This is a genomic window from Gilliamella sp. B3482, from assembly GCF_026536805.1.
Lineage (GTDB): Bacteria > Pseudomonadota > Gammaproteobacteria > Enterobacterales > Orbaceae > Gilliamella > Gilliamella apicola_E.
The window spans coordinates 21,601-45,855 of record NZ_JAFNNL010000004.1 but is presented as its reverse complement, the minus strand read 5'-3'; the positions used below and the strand labels follow the sequence as shown (position 1 = coordinate 45,855).

Annotated in this window: 20 protein-coding genes; 15 read left to right on the top strand and 5 right to left on the bottom strand. The window is 36.9% G+C overall.

The window, feature by feature from the left end; all coding sequences use genetic code 11:
- Positions 1-44 precede the first annotated feature (44 nt).
- Positions 45-455, top strand: coding sequence for a cysteine desulfurase sulfur acceptor subunit CsdE (gene csdE / locus J3U18_RS07945; protein WP_267353557.1), 411 nt, complete (start codon positions 45-47; stop codon positions 453-455).
- A gap of 25 nt (positions 456-480) precedes the next feature.
- Here csdE and dolP read toward each other — a convergent pair whose 3' ends face one another.
- A complete protein-coding gene (dolP, locus tag J3U18_RS07940; RefSeq protein WP_220225325.1) occupies positions 481-1,053 on the bottom strand; it encodes a division/outer membrane stress-associated lipid-binding lipoprotein in 573 nt (190 codons plus the stop codon).
- Positions 1,054-1,296: 243 nt separating this feature from the next.
- Here dolP and J3U18_RS07935 point away from each other — a divergent pair, with 243 nt between their 5' ends.
- Together J3U18_RS07935 and J3U18_RS07930 are read left to right on the top strand one after the other, a co-directional pair.
- Positions 1,297-1,995: a DUF1266 domain-containing protein gene (locus tag J3U18_RS07935; protein ID WP_267353555.1), complete on the top strand. Its 699-nt coding sequence runs from the start codon at positions 1,297-1,299 to the stop codon at positions 1,993-1,995.
- Positions 1,992-4,607 carry a J domain-containing protein gene (locus tag J3U18_RS07930; protein ID WP_267353553.1) on the top strand — a complete coding sequence of 872 codons (2,616 nt, stop codon included), beginning with the start codon at positions 1,992-1,994 and terminating at the stop codon, positions 4,605-4,607. Before J3U18_RS07935 ends, J3U18_RS07930 begins: the two co-directional genes overlap by 4 nt.
- Before the next feature lie 109 nt (positions 4,608-4,716).
- On the opposite strand, the gene J3U18_RS07925 is transcribed toward J3U18_RS07930, so the two are convergent.
- From J3U18_RS07925 to xthA, 3 genes are all read right to left on the bottom strand, one after another.
- The gene (locus tag J3U18_RS07925; RefSeq protein ID WP_267337259.1) at positions 4,717-6,393 is read right to left on the bottom strand and encodes a molecular chaperone HscC; all 1,677 of its coding nucleotides are present in this window, start codon (positions 6,391-6,393) and stop codon (positions 4,717-4,719) included.
- Positions 6,394-6,502: 109 nt separating this feature from the next.
- Positions 6,503-7,846 carry an exodeoxyribonuclease VII large subunit gene (xseA, locus tag J3U18_RS07920; RefSeq protein ID WP_220225329.1) on the bottom strand — a complete coding sequence of 448 codons (1,344 nt, stop codon included), beginning with the start codon at positions 7,844-7,846 and terminating at the stop codon, positions 6,503-6,505.
- Positions 7,847-7,864: 18 nt separating this feature from the next.
- On the bottom strand, positions 7,865-8,671 hold the full coding sequence (xthA, locus tag J3U18_RS07915; RefSeq protein WP_370632635.1) for an exodeoxyribonuclease III: 807 nt from the start codon (positions 8,669-8,671) through the stop codon (positions 7,865-7,867).
- Positions 8,672-8,785: 114 nt separating this feature from the next.
- Between xthA and tyrA the strand changes: the two genes are divergently transcribed.
- From tyrA to J3U18_RS07865, 10 genes are all read left to right on the top strand, one after another.
- Positions 8,786-9,907 (top strand): bifunctional chorismate mutase/prephenate dehydrogenase, encoded by a 1,122-nt coding sequence (gene tyrA / locus J3U18_RS07910; RefSeq protein WP_065563769.1) that lies wholly within the window; start codon positions 8,786-8,788, stop codon positions 9,905-9,907.
- 87 nt (positions 9,908-9,994) lie between these two features.
- Positions 9,995-11,326 carry a phosphoglucosamine mutase gene (gene glmM, locus J3U18_RS07905; RefSeq protein ID WP_065563770.1) on the top strand — a complete coding sequence of 444 codons (1,332 nt, stop codon included), beginning with the start codon at positions 9,995-9,997 and terminating at the stop codon, positions 11,324-11,326.
- Positions 11,327-11,571: 245 nt separating this feature from the next.
- Positions 11,572-12,354, top strand: a complete 783-nt coding sequence (gene atpB, locus J3U18_RS07900) for a F0F1 ATP synthase subunit A (RefSeq protein WP_065734997.1) — start codon at positions 11,572-11,574, stop codon at positions 12,352-12,354.
- Between the two features lie 36 nt (positions 12,355-12,390).
- Positions 12,391-12,627 carry a F0F1 ATP synthase subunit C gene (atpE, locus tag J3U18_RS07895; RefSeq protein WP_065563772.1) on the top strand — a complete coding sequence of 79 codons (237 nt, stop codon included), beginning with the start codon at positions 12,391-12,393 and terminating at the stop codon, positions 12,625-12,627.
- A gap of 24 nt (positions 12,628-12,651) precedes the next feature.
- Positions 12,652-13,122, top strand: coding sequence for a F0F1 ATP synthase subunit B (gene atpF, locus J3U18_RS07890; RefSeq protein ID WP_065563773.1), 471 nt, complete (start codon positions 12,652-12,654; stop codon positions 13,120-13,122).
- A 13-nt stretch (positions 13,123-13,135) separates the two neighbouring features.
- Positions 13,136-13,669, top strand: coding sequence for a F0F1 ATP synthase subunit delta (gene atpH, locus J3U18_RS07885; protein WP_065563774.1), 534 nt, complete (start codon positions 13,136-13,138; stop codon positions 13,667-13,669).
- A gap of 11 nt (positions 13,670-13,680) precedes the next feature.
- Positions 13,681-15,222 carry a F0F1 ATP synthase subunit alpha gene (gene atpA / locus J3U18_RS07880; RefSeq protein WP_065563775.1) on the top strand — a complete coding sequence of 514 codons (1,542 nt, stop codon included), beginning with the start codon at positions 13,681-13,683 and terminating at the stop codon, positions 15,220-15,222.
- A 14-nt stretch (positions 15,223-15,236) separates the two neighbouring features.
- On the top strand, positions 15,237-16,106 hold the full coding sequence (atpG, locus tag J3U18_RS07875; protein ID WP_065563776.1) for a F0F1 ATP synthase subunit gamma: 870 nt from the start codon (positions 15,237-15,239) through the stop codon (positions 16,104-16,106).
- 47 nt (positions 16,107-16,153) lie between these two features.
- Positions 16,154-17,536, top strand: a complete 1,383-nt coding sequence (gene atpD / locus J3U18_RS07870) for a F0F1 ATP synthase subunit beta (protein WP_025314341.1) — start codon at positions 16,154-16,156, stop codon at positions 17,534-17,536.
- 26 nt (positions 17,537-17,562) lie between these two features.
- Positions 17,563-17,988, top strand: a complete 426-nt coding sequence (locus J3U18_RS07865) for a F0F1 ATP synthase subunit epsilon (RefSeq protein ID WP_065734998.1) — start codon at positions 17,563-17,565, stop codon at positions 17,986-17,988.
- 311 nt (positions 17,989-18,299) lie between these two features.
- On the opposite strand, the gene J3U18_RS07860 is transcribed toward J3U18_RS07865, so the two are convergent.
- A complete protein-coding gene (locus J3U18_RS07860; protein ID WP_267353550.1) occupies positions 18,300-19,817 on the bottom strand; it encodes a hypothetical protein in 1,518 nt (505 codons plus the stop codon).
- A 461-nt stretch (positions 19,818-20,278) separates the two neighbouring features.
- On the opposite strand from J3U18_RS07860, the gene recC reads away from it, so the two are divergent.
- Together recC and J3U18_RS07850 are read left to right on the top strand one after the other, a co-directional pair.
- Positions 20,279-23,440, top strand: a complete 3,162-nt coding sequence (gene recC / locus J3U18_RS07855; protein WP_267353548.1) for an exodeoxyribonuclease V subunit gamma — start codon at positions 20,279-20,281, stop codon at positions 23,438-23,440.
- Between the two features lie 8 nt (positions 23,441-23,448).
- Entirely contained in the window at positions 23,449-24,240 is a 792-nt protein-coding gene (locus J3U18_RS07850) for a TatD family hydrolase (RefSeq protein WP_267353546.1), read from the top strand.
- Positions 24,241-24,255 lie beyond the last annotated feature (15 nt).

Sequence of the window (24,255 nt, the reverse complement as noted above, 5' to 3'; positions counted from 1 at the left end):
GCTAATCGCTTATCTTTTATCTCTAATTACTAACTGGTTTTATTATGTTATCACCACTATTTGAACTATTTTCTAAGCAACATAACTGGCAAGATCGTTATCGGCAATTAGTTGCTTTATCAAAGCAATTACCAGATTTTCCTGATGACCAAAAAACTGAAGCGAATCAGATTGATGGCTGTGAAAATCGAGTATGGTTAACCGTCAAAAAACAACCTGATGATTCATTTATTTTTCAAGGTGACAGCGAAGGTCGAATTGTTAAAGGATTACTCGCCGTTTTAATTACGATTGCCAATAATAAAAATGCAGAACAAATTAAGGCTCTTGATTTTCACGCGATATTAAATCAGTTAAAAATTATTGATGAATTGAGTCAATCCAGGCAGCAAGGACTAGATAAAATGATTGAACGAATTAAATTGTTAACTAATGATGTAAAAAAAGGAGAATAAATTCTCCTTTTTTAATTATTTATGATTAGCGTTGGGTAAATAACGTAATAACTTTTTTCACGCCAGCAACTTTACTTGCAACATTAGCGGCTTCTTGCCCTTCTTCACTGGTAACAATGCCAATTAAAAACACTTCGCCATTTTCAGTTACCACTTTGATATTACGTGCTTTGGTTTTGGAATTCATGATAAGTTGAGATTTAACTTTTGTTGTTATCCACATATCATTACTGATAGTTCCAGCACCGACAGGCTCACCTGAGCGAATTTGGTTATAAACTTTCTTCACACCTTCAACTTGATATGCAAGACGTTCAGCCTTTTCAATTTGTTCTGCATTCGCTTGGCCAGTTAAAATAATATTGCCATCATAGGTACTTGAGGAAATACGAGAGCCTATAAAGAAAGGACCATTTTCGCTTAGCTTATTATTCATTCTGGTATTGAGCGTTGTATCATCAACTTGCGTTCCAGTAGTACGTGGATCGGTTGCAACTTTTGCTGTAGCGCCAGCGCCGACACCAATAACAGCCGCTACACAACCTTGTAGCATTAATGCACCCGATACTAATACAGCAACTAAGACAATTTTTTTCATTATTACTCCTTTTATTTACAGCTCAGTAAAATTCAAATACTGATAAATTCTTTTTATTATGCCTTGTAGATAATGATTTGCAAAATAATTTTATTATTCTGAAATGTAAAAGTTATTTAATTATTTTTAATTAACATATCTCAATAAAGCAATTACTCTACTTGTTAAAACAAACATTTATTTTTCTATAAAATCTGCTATCTTTTTACACAGATTAATAATAAACATTAACAGAGTTAAGCTATGCATCAAGATTGTATCGATTGGTTATTTGGATTATCTGCACCAATGGTTGCATTAAATAAAGAAGAAGGCGCAAGTTATACCTCACCTTATTTTTATCCAGAACGAAATTATACTGATATGAAAAAAGACTGGGGTATTGACTCTCGACAAAGCCTATTATCAATGATTTTTGATATGGTTGATGATGGTCATGCGCCGGCTTTATCTAAACACTATTTTATGTACCCAAGATTAACCGCTCCTCATTGGCTTAAATATATTGAAAAACACTGCGATTACGATAAAGTCTTAATTGAATATGTAGAAAAAACCTATTCCGAGTGTGGTGTTGGTGGCATACGTAGCTTTGATTATGCAAGAATGGGCTATCTATTACGCAATGGCACCAGCAATATGTTTATTACCGAAGATGAAGCACTATGGATTTTTTATAGAATAGCGCTACGTGCTCAACACTATTATTCATCTTGGCAAAGTTATTTTTCAGGATGGTTTATTGGGTATCAATATTGGGAATCATTATCCAATAAAGAAGATTTAGAGCAGCTACGTTGCGAATTATGTCGCTCATCGCGTAATTGGACTATGTCCAAGTTATATTCCAATGAAGACTCCCCCTATCATCACTTACCTTGGTATATCGAACTTGAAGAAATAGAAAAACCACAATCTTTAATGGAGTATGCTTGGTCATGAATAATAATTTTTGGCAATTATTGGGTATTGATAAAACCATTGATATAACAGAAATTCGTAATGCTTATCGAGCAAAACTTCCTCAATATCACCCCGAAACAGATCCAGTAGGCTTTAAAGCTTTACGGGAAGCTTATGAATTGGCGTTGCAATACGCAAAGTCACCAGAAGAAACAGATGAACAGTCCAATCAAGAGCAAGAGGAAGTAAGCATTACCGAAGAAGAACGCCAAGTCAAAGAGATCTGTGATAATTATCAAGCATTACTCGATGATCCTGCTCGCTGCAATGATGTTGATGAATGGCAAAAGTTTATTGCCTCCTTTTTTGATTACCCAATGTCTGTATTAGATATTGCTAAATGGAAAATGTTAGATATCAGTTATGATACATTAACCATATCACTTACTTGCTTAAAAATATTGGCAGAAAATTTACGTTGGCGCCAACAAGTGATGGATCACTATCCTGATAAGATTGAAATGTACGAGAATTTTTTCGATCACATTGAACGGGGTGATTTGTTTGACTATAACTGCCTGCCTAAAAATAATAAAGCAGTACAAAATGAAACTATCAATTATGTGCGTAATGCGCAATGGATTTTTTGGGATAAACCTTATAAGGAATTAAATAAGTATTTTTCTATTCATACTGTGATTTACTTACCCAATAACCAGGAATTGATGGAAGATTTAGCTCATTGGCATAGCTTTGCTAAAATGAAAAATAAAAGTTTATTAGAATATGCTTTAACTCGCATCGCTAATTCCAACCAAGATGAAGCTAATCAATGGAAAGTTGTTGCAGCAATACAATACTCTTTACTTGAAGATGAAGAAAATGCCTTTCAATTCTGGGTAGAGTTATATCATTTACCACAATATCAAGAGCAAGCTGCTATTTGGTTAATTAAGTGGTGTACCAAAAACCATCACAATTATTTACCTTTACTGCTCCTTGCACTTAATCAATCATATTGTTTACCTGCTGAAACTGATAATAAATATTTATATGCAATACCCCAACTCACTACAACTACAAACTCACGATTGTTCAAATTAAAAATAGAAGATTACCCAGAAGAAATTTCTAGTGTTATTAGATGGGCAACGGATATTAATTGGAATTATCGCCAAGTGTTATATACATTATTACATGATGATGGAACCAGTAGCTTTTATCGCTTATATCGTCATGCAATTATGTTACGACACGGTAATGAAACATTATTACATGCAATCTTAAATGATCACTTTGAAGATCAATTTGAACAATTTATCTTACAAAATCTACAACGCCAGGCTAAACAGCACCTTGAATGGCTAACAAAACTTTCACCAGTCCAAGAATTTAAAGCTTGGTTATATTATGATGATACTATTATTCCAACTCAGTTTGACCCTGACGAAAATGGTGAATATGTTTTATTTGGTCGTTTATGGCTAGATAGATTCGATGATATTCCAGACACAGCTAAACTAAATTTATATAGAAATATTAGCTATCGCAATATGGAGATGTTTGACTGGCCAATATATTTTCATTTCAGAGGGCGAGATAATTTACCCAAATTACCAGTCGAGTTAATTACTGATAATAAAGATGCATATTGGCAATGGTATCGTCATTGTCTATTGGTCGTGACTATTGGTAATTCGCCGTTTAAAGCTGCAAATTTCATTAGGAAAAATAATCAGTTATTTCATTTGCCTGATGATGATCAACTCACACCACTATTAAATACTTTTAAGTCTAATGAATGGCAAAATGAAGTTGAGTTATATAATCTGATCGATTGTAATAACAAGCTAACAAGTAGTATGTTATGTAATTACCCTAATGCCATTGAATATTTTATTGATATACCTGAGGATGTTAATTTTACCGATATCAAACAAAATATAGATCAATTATGGCAAGCTAAATTAGCTAACCACTCACCAGCATATTTAATGCTACTCCATACAATAATCTTAAATAAACTGAATCAAAAAGAGGAGTTACATCAGGTCTTACAAAAATTAGCTGGTGATGATGAAGCATTGCAACAATTAGCTAAAGCATTTGAGAACAAACTATCAATCTCCTCCTCATTTAGGAAAGAAAATCGTGATATTTATCAATTATTAAACCAATTGAAAACCCTTAATGAAAATTTATCTGAAGATAATATGATTTTTAATGATGATAAAAGTAATAAATTGGAGAATATTAGAAGTGATACGGATAATGATCTAATATTACGTTTATGCTCTACACTGCTTCTAGCAAAAAATATTGAAAATCAAAAAAATCTTGAAGCAAAATCACTGCCTAAAAATAAATCGCATCAAATATGGCGTTGGAATGGTCGAACCAATGGCAAAGGTTTTTATAATCAAATATGTTGCGTCACCACGATATTAAGTTTTTTGATAATAAAGTTAAGTGGGGTGAAATCATCTCATCATATGATTTACTATATATTATTTGCATTAATTATAATTAATATTATTTTTGCAATTAGGCGACGTTCAAATGATGCATATAGTAGCGGAAAATATCGTCTTTCTATTTTCTCACCCTCAATTAATCAAACTAATCGCTATGGACCACCGTTAGATAGCTAAGCAAAGATACGGCTTATACTATCTTCTTTGTATACTATCTCGTTTGTATACAATCCCCTTTGAAAAGCTATTTAATTATGACCAAAGGGGATTTTTTAAGTCTATCTGATTATCGATTAAGATCGTTAAGATTCGATTCAATTTCGCTTCGAACCTGTTCTATCTCTTCAAGATTTTGCTGATTTAAGACTTCCATAAAAGCTTCGATATAAGAGCCAATGAGTAGTCGTTCATCACCCAATGATTGTGCCCATGCTCGCTCTAACCTTGCTAATAAAGTACGATTTAACATTTCATCACGAGGATGAATTTTAAGTGCCGCTAATCGGTCATGGCTTTCTTGTTTTTGTTTATCGGTTAATCCAATCGGACTGTGATCAATCACTTTACCATGCAATGCCCCTGTTTCAAGTAGTACCACGTCGACTTCAAGCAAACCATTTAAATCATAACTAAAGCGAACATCAATACCTTGTATTTTTTCCATAGGAGTTACTGGCACTTCAAATTCATCAATTAAAACGTTATTTTCAACCTTTGGATTCTCACCTTGATAAACAGAAAGCATAATACTTTTTTGTTGAGGATATGAAGTGTAAAACGTTTTTACCTTTGAAGTTGGAACAATCGTATTACGCTCAATAATTGGCGAAAATAACCCTTTAATATTACCCGAAGAAATTTCAATACCAAGTGTATATGGGCAAACATCGGTTAGAATAACCTCTTCAACATCGGCATTTCGCAAACGACATGCCGCCTGAACAGCTGCACCTTGTGCAACAATAGTAGTTGGATTGATATGACGATAAGGCAGTTTACCAAATAACTTTGTCACTAACTCACGAACCACACCTAATTGCGATGAACCACCAACTAAAACAATATGTTCGAGTTCATTAGCCTTTAAGCGAGCATCACTTAATGCTTGTTCAACTGGCGCTCGTAATCGATTGAGTAATGGCAACCAAATCGACTTAGCTCTTACTTCATTTAATGAAAATTGCCATTGCTTATCTTGCCAAAACCATGTCAAATTATGCATTTGCTCACCACTTAGCTTACATTTTAATTGTTCAGCTAAATCCAATAAACGCGCATAATCATCGACAGGAATATCTTCTTGTTTAAGTTCCCATTCACTCAAACATGCTTTAACTATTTCATGGGTAAAATCTTCACCGCCTAAGTAGTTATCGCCTGCTGATGCATGAACCTCAATGATAGGCATTGCATATTCCAATACTGTCACATCAAATGTGCCACCACCTAAGTCAAAAACCAGCGTATTTCCTGATTGTTCTTCATGTAATCCATACGCCATTGAAGCAGCGGTGGGCTCATTGATTAGACGGACTGCGTTTAATCCTGCAAGCTCAGCAGCAAAGCGAGTTTGTTTACGCTGTTCGTCATTGAAATAAGCGGGAACGGAAATCACGACATCACGAATTTCTTGTTTCAAGAAAGCTTCAGCATCCGCTTTTAATGATTTTAAAACTAGTGCTGAAAGTTCTGTTGGGGTAAATTTTTTATCACCCAACTCAAAAACTTTACTTGAACCTAAAAAACGTTTGAATGCTGCTGCACTACGACTAGGATGAGTAGTTAAACGAGATAAAGCCGCATGACCAACCAAAATGGTATTATCTTCATCAATGCTGACAGCTGAAGGAGTAACAACTTCACCTATTGAATTGGGAATTAGTGTCGGCTGGCCGTTTTGCCAAACACAAATTAAACTATTGGTAGTACCTAAATCAATACCTATTGGAGGATGTATAACCACTTTAATCTCTTAGTATTTTCCAACATGTCAGATATTATATCCTTAATACTATTTGAGGTGCAATTTTATCCAATGTGTTGAGTTAAACATTATTGAAAAAAGAGCATTTTTACTTATTTTTTTTATCTATCTCAACAATTTGGCTGATTAATTTACCTGTCTTAAGCTGGGTTAAAATAAAGTCACCAATAGACACTTGTTCAACCGTTCTTATCACTTGTTGTTGCTGGTTAGTTGTTACAGAATAACCACGATCTAAAGTAGCAAGTGGACTAACACTATTAAGCTGAGATGTTTTTAATACAAATTCATGCTTAGCATCCGTTAACCTTTTTTGAACCAGATTAATCAGTTGTTGCTGTTTTCTCTCTAGGTTTTGACCATAATAGAGCACTTTATGTTGTGGCGAAACACGTAACAAATATTTATCCAGCACATTATGACGATAGGATTGTTTAGATAAATAGTGCTGCATATTTTCAAATAAAGCATGACGACTGGTTAATAAACGATTTAATTGCTTAGATAATTTAGTTTGAGGATGTTGTGATTGCAATCGTTGATAACGCTTATTTAATAATTCTCGTCGACGTACCAAATAGTAATCAATCGCCATACATAAGTATTGTTCTTGAACTTGTAAACTTTTAATCTGCTCTAGCTTATCCCGGCTAACTAACTCAGCTGCTGCCGATGGGGTAGCTGCGCGCACATCAGCAACAAAGTCAGCAATGGTGAAATCAACTTCATGACCAACAGCACTAATAATAGGTAATTGACTAGCAAAAATAGCTCTAGCTAAAAGCTCCTCATTAAATGACCAAAGATCTTCAAGCGATCCCCCTCCTCGCCCAACAATTAAAACATCACATTCTTGGCGAATATTTGCGATTTGAATCATTCTGGCAATTTGTGCCGCAGCTTCGGTACCTTGTACCGACGTTGGGTAAATAATCAAATTCAGACTTGGATCGCGCCGGTTTAATATCTGACAAATATCATGTAGTGCTGCACCTGTTGACGAAGTAATAATTCCAACCGTACGAATATTATCAGGTAACGACTTTTTATAAATCGGATCAAACAATCCTTCTTCTGACAGTTTTTGCTTTAGTTGCTCAAACTTTTGTTGTAACAAACCAGCACCAGCTGGTTGCAATTGATTAATAACCAATTGATAATCACCACGTGCTTCATAAAGAGTTACCGAGGCATTAACTAAAACTTGTTGACCATTTTGAGGGGTAAATCCCGTACGATAATTATTATTACGAAACATGGCACAACGCACTTGCGCAATATCATCTTTCAATGTGAAATACCAATGACCTGAAGCTGGGCGAGAAAAATTGGAAATTTCACCAACCAACCAAACTTGCCCAATAGCATCAGAAAGCAGATCTTTAACTATTTGATTAAGATCTTTTACCGATAAAATCGAACTATTGTGCATACTATTATCCTAACAAGTTTAATCTAAATCAAAGTCGGCCCAAATTGGCGCATGATCGGAAGGTTTTTCCATACCACGAATATCGTAATCAATACCGGTTTCACCACAATACTGCATAAGTTTTTCACTAGCTAAGATAAGATCGATTCGTAATCCGGTTTTTACACTAAAACCTCTGGAACGATAATCAAACCAAGAAAATCTCTGTGTATCTGGGTTGGCATGACGGTAAGTATCAGTATAACCTGCTGCCATTAAATTATTTATCCATTCACGCTCTTCAGGTAAAAAAGAGCATTTACCCGCACTTAACCACCGTTTGCGGTTATTTTCATTAATCCCAATATCTAAATCAGTTGGACAAATATTCATATCACCCATAACGAGTGATAATTGGCTATTCAGCTGTCGATCCTGTATATATTCAACTAAATCTTGATAAAATTTACGCTTAGCTGGATATTTAATTTCATTATGCAAACTTTCACCTTGCGGAAAATAACCATTAATGACGGTTAAATTACCTTTGCTAGTCGGAAACTCAGCTACCATTAATCGACATTGTGCACCATCTTCATCGGTCGGAAACCCACACTCGACCGATAACGGTTTTTGCTTAGTCAATAAAGCTACACCGTAATAACCTTTTTGACCGTGATAATATAAATGGTAGCCAAATTGCTTAAGTTCCTCGATTGGAAATTGGTCATTATGAACTTTAGTCTCTTGTAAACCAATGATATCGGGCTGATGTCTTTCAATAATCGCAGCTAATTGATGGATTCTAATACGAATACTATTAATATTAAAAGATAAAACTTTAATCATAAATTTATTGTATTTGATTTAATTTTGCAATTGACCCATGCTACCAAAAATACGTTATACTGTTAAGCAATTACAGCGAAAGCTATAACTAGTGATTAAAGGATCAACAATATGTCTAAGGAATTACTTTCATTACGTCATAAAATTGATGAAGTCGACAAATCAATTTTAGCTTTAATTAGTCAACGACTAGCATTAGTTGCTGAAGTTGGTGAGGTAAAAAGCGAGCATGGAATTCCGATTTATGATCCTAAACGTGAAGCCGATATGTTAGCTAAACGTAAACAAGAAGCTGAAAACTTAGGCATATCACCCGCCTTAATTGAAGATATTTTACGCCGATTAATGCGTGAGTCCTATATAAGTGAAAACGACAAAGGTTTTAAAAAAGTTTACAACGGCAAAGGCTCGATTGTCATCATTGGCGGTAATGGACAAATGGGTAGACTATTTGCCAAACTATTTACCCTATCAGGTTATGAAGTTAAAACCTTAGGTTCCAAAACCATGCATCAAGCAGCCGAAGTTGTCGCTGATGCCGCTGCCGTTATTGTTACAGTACCTATCAACAAAACATGCGAAATCATTGAACAATTACCACCGTTACCTAAAGATTGCATTTTAACCGATTTTACATCAATCAAAGTCAAACCTTTACAAGCCATGCTAGCCAAACACGCGGGGCCTGTGGTTGGATTGCATCCAATGTTTGGTCCTGACGTGCCAAATTTAGCCAAACAAGTCATTGTCTACTGCCAAGGTCGATATCCTGAGCAATATCAATGGTTAATTGAACAGATGCGAATTTGGGGAGCCAATTTGTGCGCGATTGATGCCAAAGAGCATGACAAATGTATGTCGTTTATTCAAGCATTACGCCATTTTACTTCGTTCTCATATGGTGTAAATTTACAACGAGAACACGCTGATTTAGAACAATTAATTACCTTATCATCACCTATTTATCGCTTGGAGTTAATGATGGTTGGTCGCTTATTTGCTCAAGATCCCGTTCTTTATGCCGATATCATCATGGCGTCAGATGAAAATATTGAATTAATCAAACGCTATTATGAATGTTTTGGACAAATGGTTAAATTAATTGAACAACGAAATAAAGCTAAATTCATTGAAAATTTTAATGAAGTAACTAAATGGTTTGGCAGTTATGCTGAACGTTTTATAAAAGAGAGCCAAGTATTATTAAAATTTGCTAATGACAATCGAGAATAATTTTACTTCGCTTCCTTTTATAGGATAAAAAACGACTTATAAGAAAGGCAATTGGTCAAATAAAAAACTTTAGTATGAGGAAATAACATGTCTAATCGGAAATATTTTGGGACAGATGGTATTCGTGGAAAAGTTGGAGAATATCCTATCACGCCTGATTTCGCCCTCAAGTTAGGCTGGGCAGCAGGACGAGTACTGGCTAAAGATGGTGTTAAAAAAGTCCTCATCGGTAAAGATACTCGTATTTCAGGTTATATGCTTGAATCGGCTTTAGAAGCAGGATTTGCCTCCGCGGGCGTCGCTGCTGCTTTTACTGGACCAATGCCAACACCTGCCATTGCTTATCTAACTCGCACATTTCGGGCTGATGCGGGTGTAGTCATATCGGCCTCTCATAACCCATTTTATGATAACGGTATTAAATTTTTCTCAACTGAAGGGCGAAAACTCGATGACGCCATTGAATTAGAAATCGAAGCCGAGCTTGAAAAACAGATCGACTGTGTTGAATCAAAACAACTTGGCCGAGCAAGCCGAATAACCGATGCAGCTGGCCGATATATCGAATTTTGTAAAAGCACCTTTGATCACGACTTAAGTCTATCAGGACTAAAAGTTGTTGTGGATTGTGCCAATGGAGCCACTTACCACATTGCCCCAAAAGTACTTCGAGAACTTGGTGCTAAAGTAATAAAAATTGGTTGCGAACCGGATGGAGTCAATATTAATGAAAACTGTGGTGCTACTGATGTAAAAGCATTAACTAAAACTGTCCTTGAAGAAAAAGCTGACTTGGGCTTTGCTCTTGATGGTGATGGTGACCGCATCATTATGGTCGATCATAAAGGCAATAGAATTGATGGTGATTTAATTATTTACATTATTGCTCGTGAAGCCTTAAGGCAAGGTCAACTTAAAGGTGGCGTTGTCGGGACATTGATGAGCAACATGGGACTTGAAATCGCCCTTAAAAATCTTGGCATCCCATTTGTACGAGCAAAAGTGGGGGACCGTTATGTGCTTGAAATGCTGGTTGAAAAAAATTGGCGATTAGGTGCTGAAAATTCAGGCCATGTCCTTTTACTTGATAAAACCACAACAGGCGATGGTATTGTTGCAGGCTTACAAGTTCTGGCTGCAATGATAAGAAATAACATGTCACTCGCTGAATTATGTCAAGGCATGACCATGCTACCACAAATATTAATTAACGTTCGTTATACAGGAAACCCATTAGCCAATGCTGCGGTCAAATCTGCAATTGAACAGGCAGAAACGCAACTTGGCAATGAAGGTCGGGTATTGATACGCAAATCCGGCACCGAACCGCTTATCCGCGTAATGGTAGAAGGTAGTAATCACTCTCAAGTGCAAAAATTAGCGGAACAAATTGCCAATGCAGTTAAAGCATCAAATTAGCCTGTTTTTTCATCATTAATTAAGCTATTGATGAACAATATTTCTAATAAAGTGAGCGGTAAAGCTGTTATTCTTTACACAAAATTAGTAAAAAGTGTCTAAATTCTTTATTTTTTTAATCAGTTGTTGACTTATTATAGGGAATTAGGTTTAAAATAATAGCTTCGGTTATTGCAGTGATTGTTTATACCTTTTAAGGAAAAGCAAACTGTAGTTTTCATTTTTAAAATAGGTAAGAGGGTTATATGGCAGTTTCCTCTCCAGCTTCACCGCAAGCTTATATAAAACACCATCTGGAGAACTTACAAGTTGGTTCTGGTTTTTGGACCTTTAATCTTGATTCCTTGTTCTTCTCAATTGTACTTGGTGTGCTTTTCTTATGGATTTTCCATCGTGTAGCAAGGAAAGCGACGAGTGGCGTACCAGGTAAACTTCAATGTGCGGTAGAGATGATCTTTGAATTTGTAAATAATACTGTCAAAGACATGTTCACAGGTCAAAATAAACTCATTGCCCCTTTAGCACTTACTGTGTTTATCTGGGTATTTTTGATGAACTTAATGGATCTAATTCCTGTTGATTTCCTACCTTATGCGGGACAATATTTAGGTCTATCTCATTTAAGAGTCGTACCGACAGCTGACGTGAGTATCACAATGTCAATGTCACTCGGTGTCTTTGCACTTATCATCATTTATTCAATCAAATATAAAGGGATTTCAGGGTTTATTAAAGAATACACCTTGCATCCATTTAATCATTGGGCATTTGCACCAATCAATTTAGTCCTTGAACTTGTTAGCTTATTGGCTAAACCTGTTTCATTAGGATTACGACTCTTCGGTAACATGTATGCTGGTGAACTTATCTTCATCTTAATAGCAGCATTATTACCTTGGTGGTCACAATGGGTATTATCACTACCATGGGCTATCTTCCATATTTTGATAATCACCTTACAAGCATTTATTTTTATGGTGTTGACTATCGTCTATTTAGCGATGGCCTCAACAACAGAAGATCATTAATTTTAACTTTTTTTAGATAATAAACTGGAGTATATAATGGATAGTATGAGTATGTTATTTGTAGCCGCTGGCATAATGATGGGATTAGCTGCAATCGGTGGTGCAGTTGGTATCGGTCTATTAGGTGGTAAATTCTTAGAAGGAGCTGCTCGTCAACCAGAATTAATGCCTATGTTACGTACACAATTCTTTATCGTTATGGGCTTAGTTGATGCGATTCCTATGATTTGTGTGGGTATTGCGCTATATGTTATTTTTGCTGTTGCTGGTTAATAATAATTTAAGAGGAATTGTCTCATGAATATGAACGCAACTCTCCTCGGCCAAGCAATTACATTTGTATTGTTTGTTTGGTTCTGTATGAAGTTTGTTTGGCCTCCGGTTATCCGAGCGATTGAAAAACGCCAAAAAGAGATAGCGGAAGGATTAGCTTCAGCAGAAACAGCAAAAAAAGATTTGGAATTAGCCAAAGCAAATACATCTGACATAATGCAACAGGCTAAGGTTGAGGCTAATGCAATTATTGAGCAAGCGAATAAACGCAAAGCAGCCATTCTAGAAGAAGCTAAACAAGAAGCTACTCGTGAAAAAGAAAGGATTGTTGCTCAAGGACTTGCTGAAGTTGAGGCTGAGCGTAAACGCGCTCGTGAAGAGCTTAAACAACAAGTCGCTACACTCGCTATTGCCGGTGCAGAAAAAATTATTGAACGTTCTGTTAATGAAGCCGCTAACAGCGACATCATTGATAAACTCGTAGCTGAACTATAAGGAGAATAGAGCAATGGCTGACTTAATTACGATTGCTCGCCCTTATGCTAAAGCCGCTTTCGACTTTGCTGTTGAAAAAAATAGCATCGAATCATGGCACAAAATGTTAGTGTTAACTGCTGAAGTGAGCAAAGATGCTCAAATAAAAAGCATTTTAACATCTGACATGAAAACCGATTCAGTGGCTAACTTACTCATCAACATCTGTAAAGATGTGCTTGATGAGTTTAGCACTAATTTTATTAAAGTGATGGCTGAAAACAAACGCTTATCCCTTCTTCCTGAAGTGTTAACCTTGTTTGAGCAATACTGTTTAGAAAGAGAAGCACAAGCAGACGTTGATGTAATTTCTGCCAATGAGCTTACTAGTGAACAACTTGATAAAATTTCTGTCGCTGTCGAAAAACGTTTATCACGAAAAGTAAAACTAAAATGTCATATTGATAAATCGCTCATTTCTGGTTTTATTATTCGTACGGGCGATATGGTTATTGATAGTAGTATCAGAGGACGTCTAAATCGACTAAATGACGTTCTACAGTCTTAAGGGGACTGATAATGCAGCTAAATTCAACTGAAATAAGTGAACTAATTAAAGAGCGGATAGCTCAGTTCAATATTGTGAGTGATGCTCACAATGAAGGAACGATCATCTCAGTAAGTGATGGTATCCTTCGAATCCACGGATTAACTGATGTCATGCAAGGCGAAATGATTGCATTACCAGGCAACCGATATGCAATGGCATTAAACCTTGAAAGAGATTCTGTTGGTGCGGTGGTCATGGGACCATACGAAGACTTATCTGAAGGGATGAAAGTACAATGTACTGGCCGTATTTTACAGGTACCAGTAGGTGATGGTTTATTAGGCCGTGTTATTAATACACTTGGTGAACCAATTGATGGTAAAGGTTCGATTCAACATGACGGCTTCTCACCTGTAGAAGTTGTTGCGCCAGGCGTTATCGATCGTCAATCTGTTGACCAAGCGTTACAAACTGGTTATAAAGCGGTTGACTCAATGATTCCAATTGGTCGTGGTCAACGTGAACTTATCATCGGTGACCGTCAAACCGGTAAAACCGCATTAGCCATCGACGCCATTATTAATCAACGTGATTCTGGTGTTAAATGTATTTACGTCGCAATCGGTCAAAAACAATCAACTATTGCTAACGTAGTGCGTAAACTTGAAGAGCACGGTGCACTTAAAAATACCATTGTGGTTGTTGCATCAGCATCTGAATCAGCAGCATTACAATACTTAGCACCTTACGCGGGTTGTGCTATGGGAGAATACTTCCGTGACCGCGGACAAGATGCACTAATTGTTTATGATGATTTATCTAAACAAGCCGTTGCTTATCGTCAAATTTCATTACTACTTCGTCGCCCACCTGGACGTGAAGCTTACCCTGGTGACGTGTTCTATCTTCACTCACGTTTACTTGAACGTGCAGCTCGTGTTAACGAAGCTTATGTTGAAGAGTTCACTAAAGGCGAAGTAAAAGGTAAAACCGGTTCATTAACTGCGTTACCAATTATCGAAACTCAAGCGGGTGACGTTTCTGCATTCGTACCAACTAACGTAATTTCGATTACAGATGGTCAGATCTTCCTTGAAACCAGCTTATTCAACTCGGGTATCCGTCCTGCGGTAAACCCAGGTATCTCGGTTTCTCGTGTGGGTGGTGCTGCTCAAACTAAGATAATGAAAAAATTATCAGGCGGTATTCGTACAGCACTTGCACAATATCGTGAATTAGCCGCTTTCTCACAATTTGCATCTGACTTAGACGAAGCAACAAGAAACCAATTAAGCCACGGTGAAAAAGTAACTGAATTACTCAAACAAAAGCAATATTCACCAATGACTGTTGCAGAGCAATCAATTGTACTTTATGCCGCTGAGCGTGGTTATCTAGAAGATGTTGAACTTGCTAAAGTATTATCATTTGAAACAGCACTTCTATCTTATGCCCATAGTCAATATGCCGATTTTGTAAAACAGATCGACGAGACAGGCAATTACAACGATGAGATTGAAAGTAAGTTAAAAGCATTGCTTGAAAGCTTTAAATCAACTCAAACTTGGTAAGGGTGAGGTAACAAATGGCTAATGCAAAAGAGATTAGAACGAAAATTGCCAGTATCCAAAGTACGCAAAAGATCACCAAAGCGATGGAAATGGTAGCCAACTCTAAAATGCGTAAAACGCAGGACAGAATGGCTGCTAGTCGTCCATATGCTGAAATGATTCGTGAAGTAATTGGACATTTAGCGTTAGCTCAAATAGGCGCCAAACATCCCTATTTAGAAGAAAGAGATGTAAAGCGAGTTGGCTATCTTATCATATCAACCGATCGTGGTTTATGTGGTGGATTAAATATCAATCTTTTCAAAACTGTTATCGCTGATATGTCAGCATGGCAAGAGAAAGGTGTTGAAGCAGATGTGGCTTTAATTGGTTCACGTGGGGTATCGTTTTTCTCTTCAGTAAAAACGAATATTTTAACGCAAGTAACTAATTTAGGTGACGAACCCACTTTATCTGATTTAATTGGTCCGGTAAAAACAATGCTTGAGGCATATGACAACGGTAAAATTGATAAATTATATATAGTAACCAATAAATTTATTAATACCATGTCCCAAAAGCCGACAATACAGCAATTATTACCATTACCACATTCAGAAGATAAAGAGCTAAAAGCTTCATCATGGGATTATATTTATGAGCCAGATGCAAAATCATTATTAGATGTGATTTTACGTCGTTATATTGAATCACAAGTCTATCAAGCGGTGGTTGACAATTTAGCGAGTGAACAAGCAGCAAGAATGGTGGCCATGAAAGCAGCAACCGATAACGGTGCAAATTTAATTAATGAATTACAAATTGTGTATAACAAAGCACGTCAAGGTGCGATTACCAACGAATTAATTGATATTGTATCGGGTGCAGCTGCTGTTTCAGGTTAGTGCTAAATATTGGCTTATAGTTAAGAAAAAGACGTAGAGGAATAAAAATGGCTACTGGAAAGATTGTCCAGATCATCGGTGCGGTGGTTGATGTCGAATTCCCAGAAGATGCAGTACCAAAGGTATATGATGCATTAGAAGTGGAAACTGGCACTGAAAAATTAGTTCTGGAAGTTCAGCAACAATTAGGTGGTGGCGTTGTATGTTGTATTGCAATGGGCTCATCTGATGGTTTAAGACGTGGACTTAAAGTAGTAAATACAGGTCACGGCATAGAAGTTCCTGTAGGAACAAAAACACTTGGCCGAATTATGAACGTACTTGGTGATCCTGTTGATAAAGCAGGTCCTATTGGTGAAGAAGAGCGTTGGGCGATTCACCGTGCAGCACCAACATACGAAGAGTTGGCTAACTCAACAGAATTACTTGAAACCGGTATCAAAGTTATCGACTTAATTTGTCCATTTGCAAAAGGTGGTAAAGTTGGTCTATTTGGTGGTGCGGGTGTGGGTAAAACCGTTAACATGATGGAATTAATTCGTAACATCGCGATCGAGCACTCAGGTTACTCAGTATTTACTGGTGTGGGTGAACGTACTCGTGAAGGTAACGACTTCTATCATGAAATGAAAGAATCAAACGTACTTGATAAAGTATCGTTAGTTTATGGTCAGATGAATGAGCCACCAGGGAACCGTTTACGCGTAGCGTTAACTGGCTTAACCATGGCGGAAAAATTCCGTGACGAAGGTAAAGACGTACTATTATTTATCGATAATATTTACCGTTATACCTTAGCCGGTACTGAAGTATCTGCACTATTAGGTCGTATGCCATCTGCGGTAGGTTACCAACCGACATTAGCAGAAGAGATGGGGTTATTACAAGAACGTATCACCTCAACTAAAACCGGTTCAATTACCTCAATCCAAGCAGTATACGTACCAGCCGATGACTTAACTGACCCATCGCCGGCAACAACCTTTGCTCACTTGGATGCAACAATCGTATTAAGTCGTCAAATCGCATCATTAGGTATTTACCCAGCGGTTGACCCACTTGACTCAACAAGTCGTCAATTAGATCCACTTGTTGTTGGTCAAGAACATTATGATTGTGCTCGTGGCGTACAGTCAATTCTTCAACGTTATCAAGAATTAAAAGATATCATTGCAATTCTTGGTATGGATGAATTATCGGAAGATGATAAATTAACTGTTGCTCGTGCACGTAAGATTCAACGTTTCTTATCTCAACCATTCTTCGTTGCGGAAGTGTTCACTGGTTCACCAGGTAAATACGTACCATTAAAAGACACCATCAGTGCATTTAAAGGTATTATGAACGGTGATTATGACCATATTCCTGAGCAGGCATTTTATATGGTTGGTTCAATCGACGAAGCGATTGAGAAAGCAAAATCTCTCTAAGAGATTTATAGAACGGAGAGAGCATTATGGCACTAACTTCCTATCAATTAGAAGTTGTTAGTGCTGAATCTCACCTTTTTTCAGGTGATGTTCAGCGAATCAGAGTCACAGGGCGAGAAGGTGAACTCGGAATTTATCCCGGTCACACTCCGTTACTGACCACCATAAAGCCGGGAATGGTCGGGATTGTAAAAGCCAATGGTGAAGAAGAGTTTATCTATCTATCAGGTGGTATTTTAGAAGTACAACCAACTTTGGTCACAATCTTAGCTGATACCGCTATTCGTGGTGAAGACTTAGATGAAGCAAGGGCGCAAGAAGCAGTAAGACAAGCACAAGAACACATTAATCACCCAAGCGATGATATGTCTTTTGCTCAAGCATCTGCTGAACTGTCAAAAGCCTTAGCAAAAATACGTGTTATCGAGTTAACGCGTCGTATGGGTCAATAAAATATACGTTGATCATTCAACAAAGCAATAAAGGTTACAAATTAATAAATTGTAGCCTTTTTTATTAGCGACTTAATCACATCATTTGATAACGAAAAAACACAACTTTTCCCTTCAAAAACCCCACTCCTCAACTTTTTTTGAGATAAAATACCTCAAAAATAAACCCGCCGAGGCGGGTAATTGAAGCGTCGCTAAGCCGCAAAATCGCTTTTTATGGCTAAACGACGTTGACTCGTAGCTTACTTTTAATCACTTAATACTATTTTTTATCCCCCCCACCCTAAGGATTAAGGACGAAGAAATAAAAACTAAGGATGGGAGCAAAGTCCGTAGGAGTCGTGGTAGTCCCAACCTATGCTACCGCTGCTTGTGCTCACGATAAACTGGTTACTACCACCATTCGGGTCACTAGTCCAGTACCAACCGTAGTTGAAGCCAACGCCTGAATAACTGCGCAGAGCGCCCCACTCAGTGAAAAACCCAGAACCTATATGACGCATATAATAATTAGCCGGCGAAGAAGGGGTGGCGCCAGAGATAGCAGGAGAGCCTGTAAGAACTGCGTTGGTTAAATCCTTTACGCGAGGCATTCGATAACCGAGACTATTACACCAAGATAATGTATTAGGATAAGTGTCATACTTAGAACCTCGGTTCACGAACCACTGCTTCAAAGTAAAACCATATTTGACGATAGGAGTACCATTATTGTCACGACCGACCAACTCAAAGGTCTGAGGCAAAGAAGGAGTAGAAATACGATCAGGAGTGGATGAACTATGCTGGGATGTGGTAGCGAAAGGACCCGTTAAAGTAACACGTACGCTTGTAGCAGTAGAATTAGACATTGTAACTGTGATACCACCCTGAGAAACAGGAGACCAAGACAAAGGTTGACTACTACCGGTAATGAGTAAATCAAAGTACAATCCATTAGCACCAGTTGTAGGAAAGTTTCTACCGTAAAGTGACGGGTCTGTTGACTGAGGGGTAAAACCATTACGAGGGTCCCACATTGAAGCTGGGCCAGCATATTGGCCTGTACCGTAAGTCAAATTAGGTCTGGAAAAACAAACCACAGTCACAGCCTTAGGATTGACGTAATAAGTCACACTATTGGGACTGAAACCACTACGATTAGGAACACCATAACGAGTAGATAATGTACCGTCAGTACTGGATAACGTAACCCTATAAGGTGCCTTACAAATCTCTGGCACGGTACTACGTGATACCGTTTGACCACTTTTATCAACGATAGATAAACTCAAAGAACCTGTAGCAGTAACGTCACTATCACCATCATCATCTCCCCAATAATTATAAGGCGGACCGATAAGAGAACTTAAATCGACTGAACTAGTATTAGTAGGAACGAACATACTTATATCAGCAAAACTCTGACCCTCAACCGGCAAGACGATTGGGGTTGTAGATGATGAATTGTTAGAAGGCGTGTAATTAGCTCCGTTAGATAGCGTAATCCCAAGCAGACCGTTAACATCAACCGCACGAGTACGACCACCATCGAAAGTTAAATAGGGCGCATTACCCTGAATTACATTCGAGGTTTTAACGGTTAATGCATGGCTGGAATAAAAAGGTATTAACAAAAAGCCGAGCGGTAAAAAGATCTGTCGACGTAATTTAGATCTGAGAGATGATCCGAATGATGATCCAAATAACGATCGGCGCAACGATCGACTACGCGATCTTAGATTTTCGTCGATTAATAAACTGGAATGAAAAAAAATAGGCTGGGAGTTTGAATTTGGCGAATTTAAATTATAGGTTGGCCATGTTGCCTGTTGAAAATTATAGAACATATGCGACAATCCTGTCAAGTATATTTATGATTTATTTACTTTTTTATATTTTTTAGTTAAATTTGATCTGTCTAACTAATAATGATCCGGAAGTATAGTGACTGAAAAAATATGACGCAATAATTTTTTCATTTTAGATCGTTAATCTTTGTAAAGATCTTCAGAAAAGGATCTAAAATTTTTTGTGAAATTATGTTTTAATTGATAAATATCAACTTTACAAATCTTTAAAAAATAAAATTTTTAATTCTAGAAAAATTTTATTTCATTGGGATTTTTTTCAATTATTGATTTTTAGGCGAGGTTTTAAATGCCAAAAACCCCGCTCCTCAACTTTTTTACAAAAGCGAGTTGGATATTATAAGAATTATTACGATATAAAAAACACCGCCGATACGTAACTGGATTTATTAATAACAATCGGCGATAATCAATTTAATTATATTAAAACTAATGTAACCATGTTTACTATTTATCATTCTAATCAAGTCGATTTACTCAAATCATTAGTCAGCGAATTAATGCGCAGAGACCCATTAGAGCAAGTATTTACACCTGATATGGTCATTGTGCAAAGCCAAGGGATGGCGCAGTGGTTACAAATTGAATTGGCTAACGATCTTGGTATTGTGGCTAATGTTGATTTTCCCTTTCCGAGTCAATTTATTTGGCAGTTATACCAAGCCCTTCTGCCTGAGGCACCAATTGAAAATAGTTATAATGTCGAATCAATGATTTGGCGTTTATATTATCTATTGCCAAAAATTATTGAGCGGCCAGAATTTGAAACAATCAAATATTATCTTGATATTGATAAAGAAGAACGAAAACAGTACCAATTAGCAACTCGCATAGCAAAATTATTTGATCAGTATTTAGTTTATCGCCCAGACTGGCTAGCCAAATGGGAAGCTAATCAAACAGTAACTGAATTAAACAACCATCCGGATGAGAAGTGGCAAGCGGAATTATGGCGTCAACTCATCTCGATTAGCCAACCCTATCATCGTGCTAACATTTATCAACAAATGTTAGAGATTATGTTAGATAGTGACTTTGATCGTTCCAGATTAAACAATTTACCTAAGCGGATTTATATTTTTGGCATCACCTCTTTGCCCCCAATTTATCTATCACTATTATCCGCACTTGGACAACATATAGACGTTCACCTCATGTTTAACAACCCTTGTAAATGGTATTGGGGAGATATTGTTGAAATATCGGATACACAAAACCCACTACTGACATCGTGGGGAAAATTGGGACGCGATAACCTATTTTTATTGCAAGAGTTCCAAAATAAACAGGATATTGATCTCTTTGTCGACAATGAGCGTAATTGCCTATTACATGCTATTCAGCAAGATATTTTAGAGCTCTACCGTGAAGCACCAGTAGATGAAATCGATAACCAAGATAGATCGATAACATTTCATGCTTGCCATAGCGAACAGCGGGAAGTCGAAGTACTTTATGATTATCTATTATCGGCATTTGATGCTGATCCTACACTGGAATTACGTGATTGTATTGTCATGGTTTCAGATATTGATAAGTATGTACCTTATATTCGATCCGTATTTGGTAATGCTGAAGGACAACGTCATTTACCATTTACCATTTCCGATCAAAAAGCGCGTAACATCGATCCAATTGTGCAAGGATTTTTTGCTATTTTAAACTTTACTGAAAGCCGCTTTACTGCCGAAGAGTTATTTAACCTGCTAGAAATCCCAGCAATTGCTGAAAAATTTACCATAAGTGAGCCACAACTAACTTTATTACATACTTGGATTATTGAGTCTGGTATTCGTTTTGGTCTCGAAAATGCTCACAGTTGGCTATTTGGTCTTGAGCGCTTACTACTTGGTTACACCATGAATAGTGAACAAGGTGGCTGGCAACAGATATTACCTTATGATGGGGCAACAGGATTAGATGCCGAATTAATCGGCCAATTAGCAGAATTTATAAAATCTGTACGTAAATGGCTAAATATTTTAAGTGAAAACAAACCGTTATCTGAATGGCAAAGTTGCTGTATTGAGCTTATCAATGACTTCTTTGTTAGCAATACATCGCGTGAATCAATTTTACTCATGATCCAAGAAGAGTGGGAAAAACTCATCAGCAGTGGTTTAAATGCCAATTTTACCGACAATATTTCGATAACCGTCTTACATGATGCTATGCAAACCCGATTGGAACAAAACCACTTAGCGCATCGATTCTTAGTTGGTAAAATAAACTTTTGTACTATGATGCCAATGCGTTCTATTCCGTTTAAATTGGTTTGCTTATTAGGTATGAACGATGGTGACTATCCAAGAACATCATTACCTTTAGATTTTGATTTAATTGCTCAAAATCCAAGACGCGGCGATCGTAGTCGACGCATTGATGATCGTTATCTATTTTTAGAAGCTATTTTATCGGCACAAAATCAACTCTATATCAGTTATATTGGCCGTGATATGAAAGATGATAGTGAACGTTATCCATCGGTATTGGTTGATGAACTTTGGGATTATATTGTGCAGTATTATGCAACGGATGAAAATTCCACTAAAAAAAATCATCTAATAGATAAATTAAAAACATTGCATACCCGCACCCCATTTAATCCGCTAAATTTCTTAAATGAGCCAAGAAGTTATGCCGATGAGTGGTTACCAGCAGCGTTAAAAGCAGGGGAAAGCCAATCATTTATCAGTGATATCACCAATATGGTTGTTGATAACATCAATTTGGATGAACTAAAGCGATTTTATCAACACTCTATTCGATTTTTTTTACAAAAACGCTTTAATTTTTATATCAATTATTTAGATGACACATTACCCGATGCCGAAAACTTTAGCCTAGATAGCTTGAAACGCTATCAACTCAATTTACAGATTCTAAATGAGATGATCACTAAGGACTCAACTGATAATTTGTATCAACGCCTAACATTGACGGGTGAATTACCAGATGGAGCTTTTGGTGAGATTATTTATGATGAACAATGTGAATTATTACAGCCATTAGCTAACAAAATCCTTAAAGAGCGAACCGATCTTTCAACGTCAGAGGTGAATTTAACCATTTCGATAAATAAACAACATTATCAATTACAAGGATGGTTAACTCATATTCAACAAGATGGCATTTTAACTTGGCGACCGACTAATCTCTCTATTCGTGATGGTATATCATTATGGATTGACCATTTAATTTATTGTATTTTAAATACAGATAAAAGCCAAAGTCGATTATATGGGCGAGAAGACAATCAATGGCGTTTTTCACACATTGATGCTAACCAAGCTTTAGCAATATTAACTGATTTGGTTGACGGTTATATACAAGGTATTAATCAACCGATGTTGTTACCATTACAAAGTGCATGGAGTTGGTTAATTACCGCATATAATCCAAAAACAGCAGAAATTGAGCCGAGTGAAAAAGCTATCAGTAAATTATTAAATGCATGGCAAGGTGGACAATTTCACTCCGCTGAATGTGATAGTTATTACGCAAGATTATACCCTGAGTTGAACAATGAATTAATTGAGCAAATAATCCATCTTGCTCAGCGATTTTTATTACCGGTATTATTACATCAAGTCGAAGAATAGGAGGCATTATGTTTATTGATACACATTGCCATTTCAATTTTCCTGCTTTTGTTACCGATTTAGATAATTCAATCAACCACATTCGCCAAGCTCAGATTACTGGTTTAATTATTCCGGCCGTATGTGCCGATCATTTTAGCGAAATTTTGCAACTCAGCGGACAGTATCATGAACTTTATGCTGCACTTGGCCTACATCCTATATATCAACACTCCCCTACTGACCTTGAAATATTAGTAGATAAAGTTAGTACTCACTCAAAAAAAATAGTCGCTATTGGCGAAATCGGTTTGGATCGTTATGACAACTCGATTGCGTGGCAACAGCAACTTGATTTTTTTCGAGCACAATTGAGTATAGCCAAGCGCTTTGATTTACCGGTTTTAATCCATTCCCGCAAAACACACGATGTTATCTATCATGAATTACATCAAGCCAATTTACCCTATCGTGGCGTGATCCACGGTTTTTCTGGAAGTTATCAACAAGCCATGCAATTTGTTAAATTAGGCTATTACATTGGTGTGGGTGGCGTAATAAGCTATGCGCGAGCCAATAAAACTCGTCAAACCATCGCCAAATTACCGCTCGAAAGTTTAGTGATAGAAACCGATGCACCTGACATGCCGTTAAGTGGCCGGCAAGGACAAATCAATCGACCAGAAAATATTGTCGATATTTTTAAGATTCTTTGTCAATTACGTCCTGAAAATCCGATAGAAATACGCGACACAATTCTAACAAATACCTTGACGCTATTTAATAGAATCAATAAAATGGAAATACTAAATCAAACTTAACCATATAATTATTAA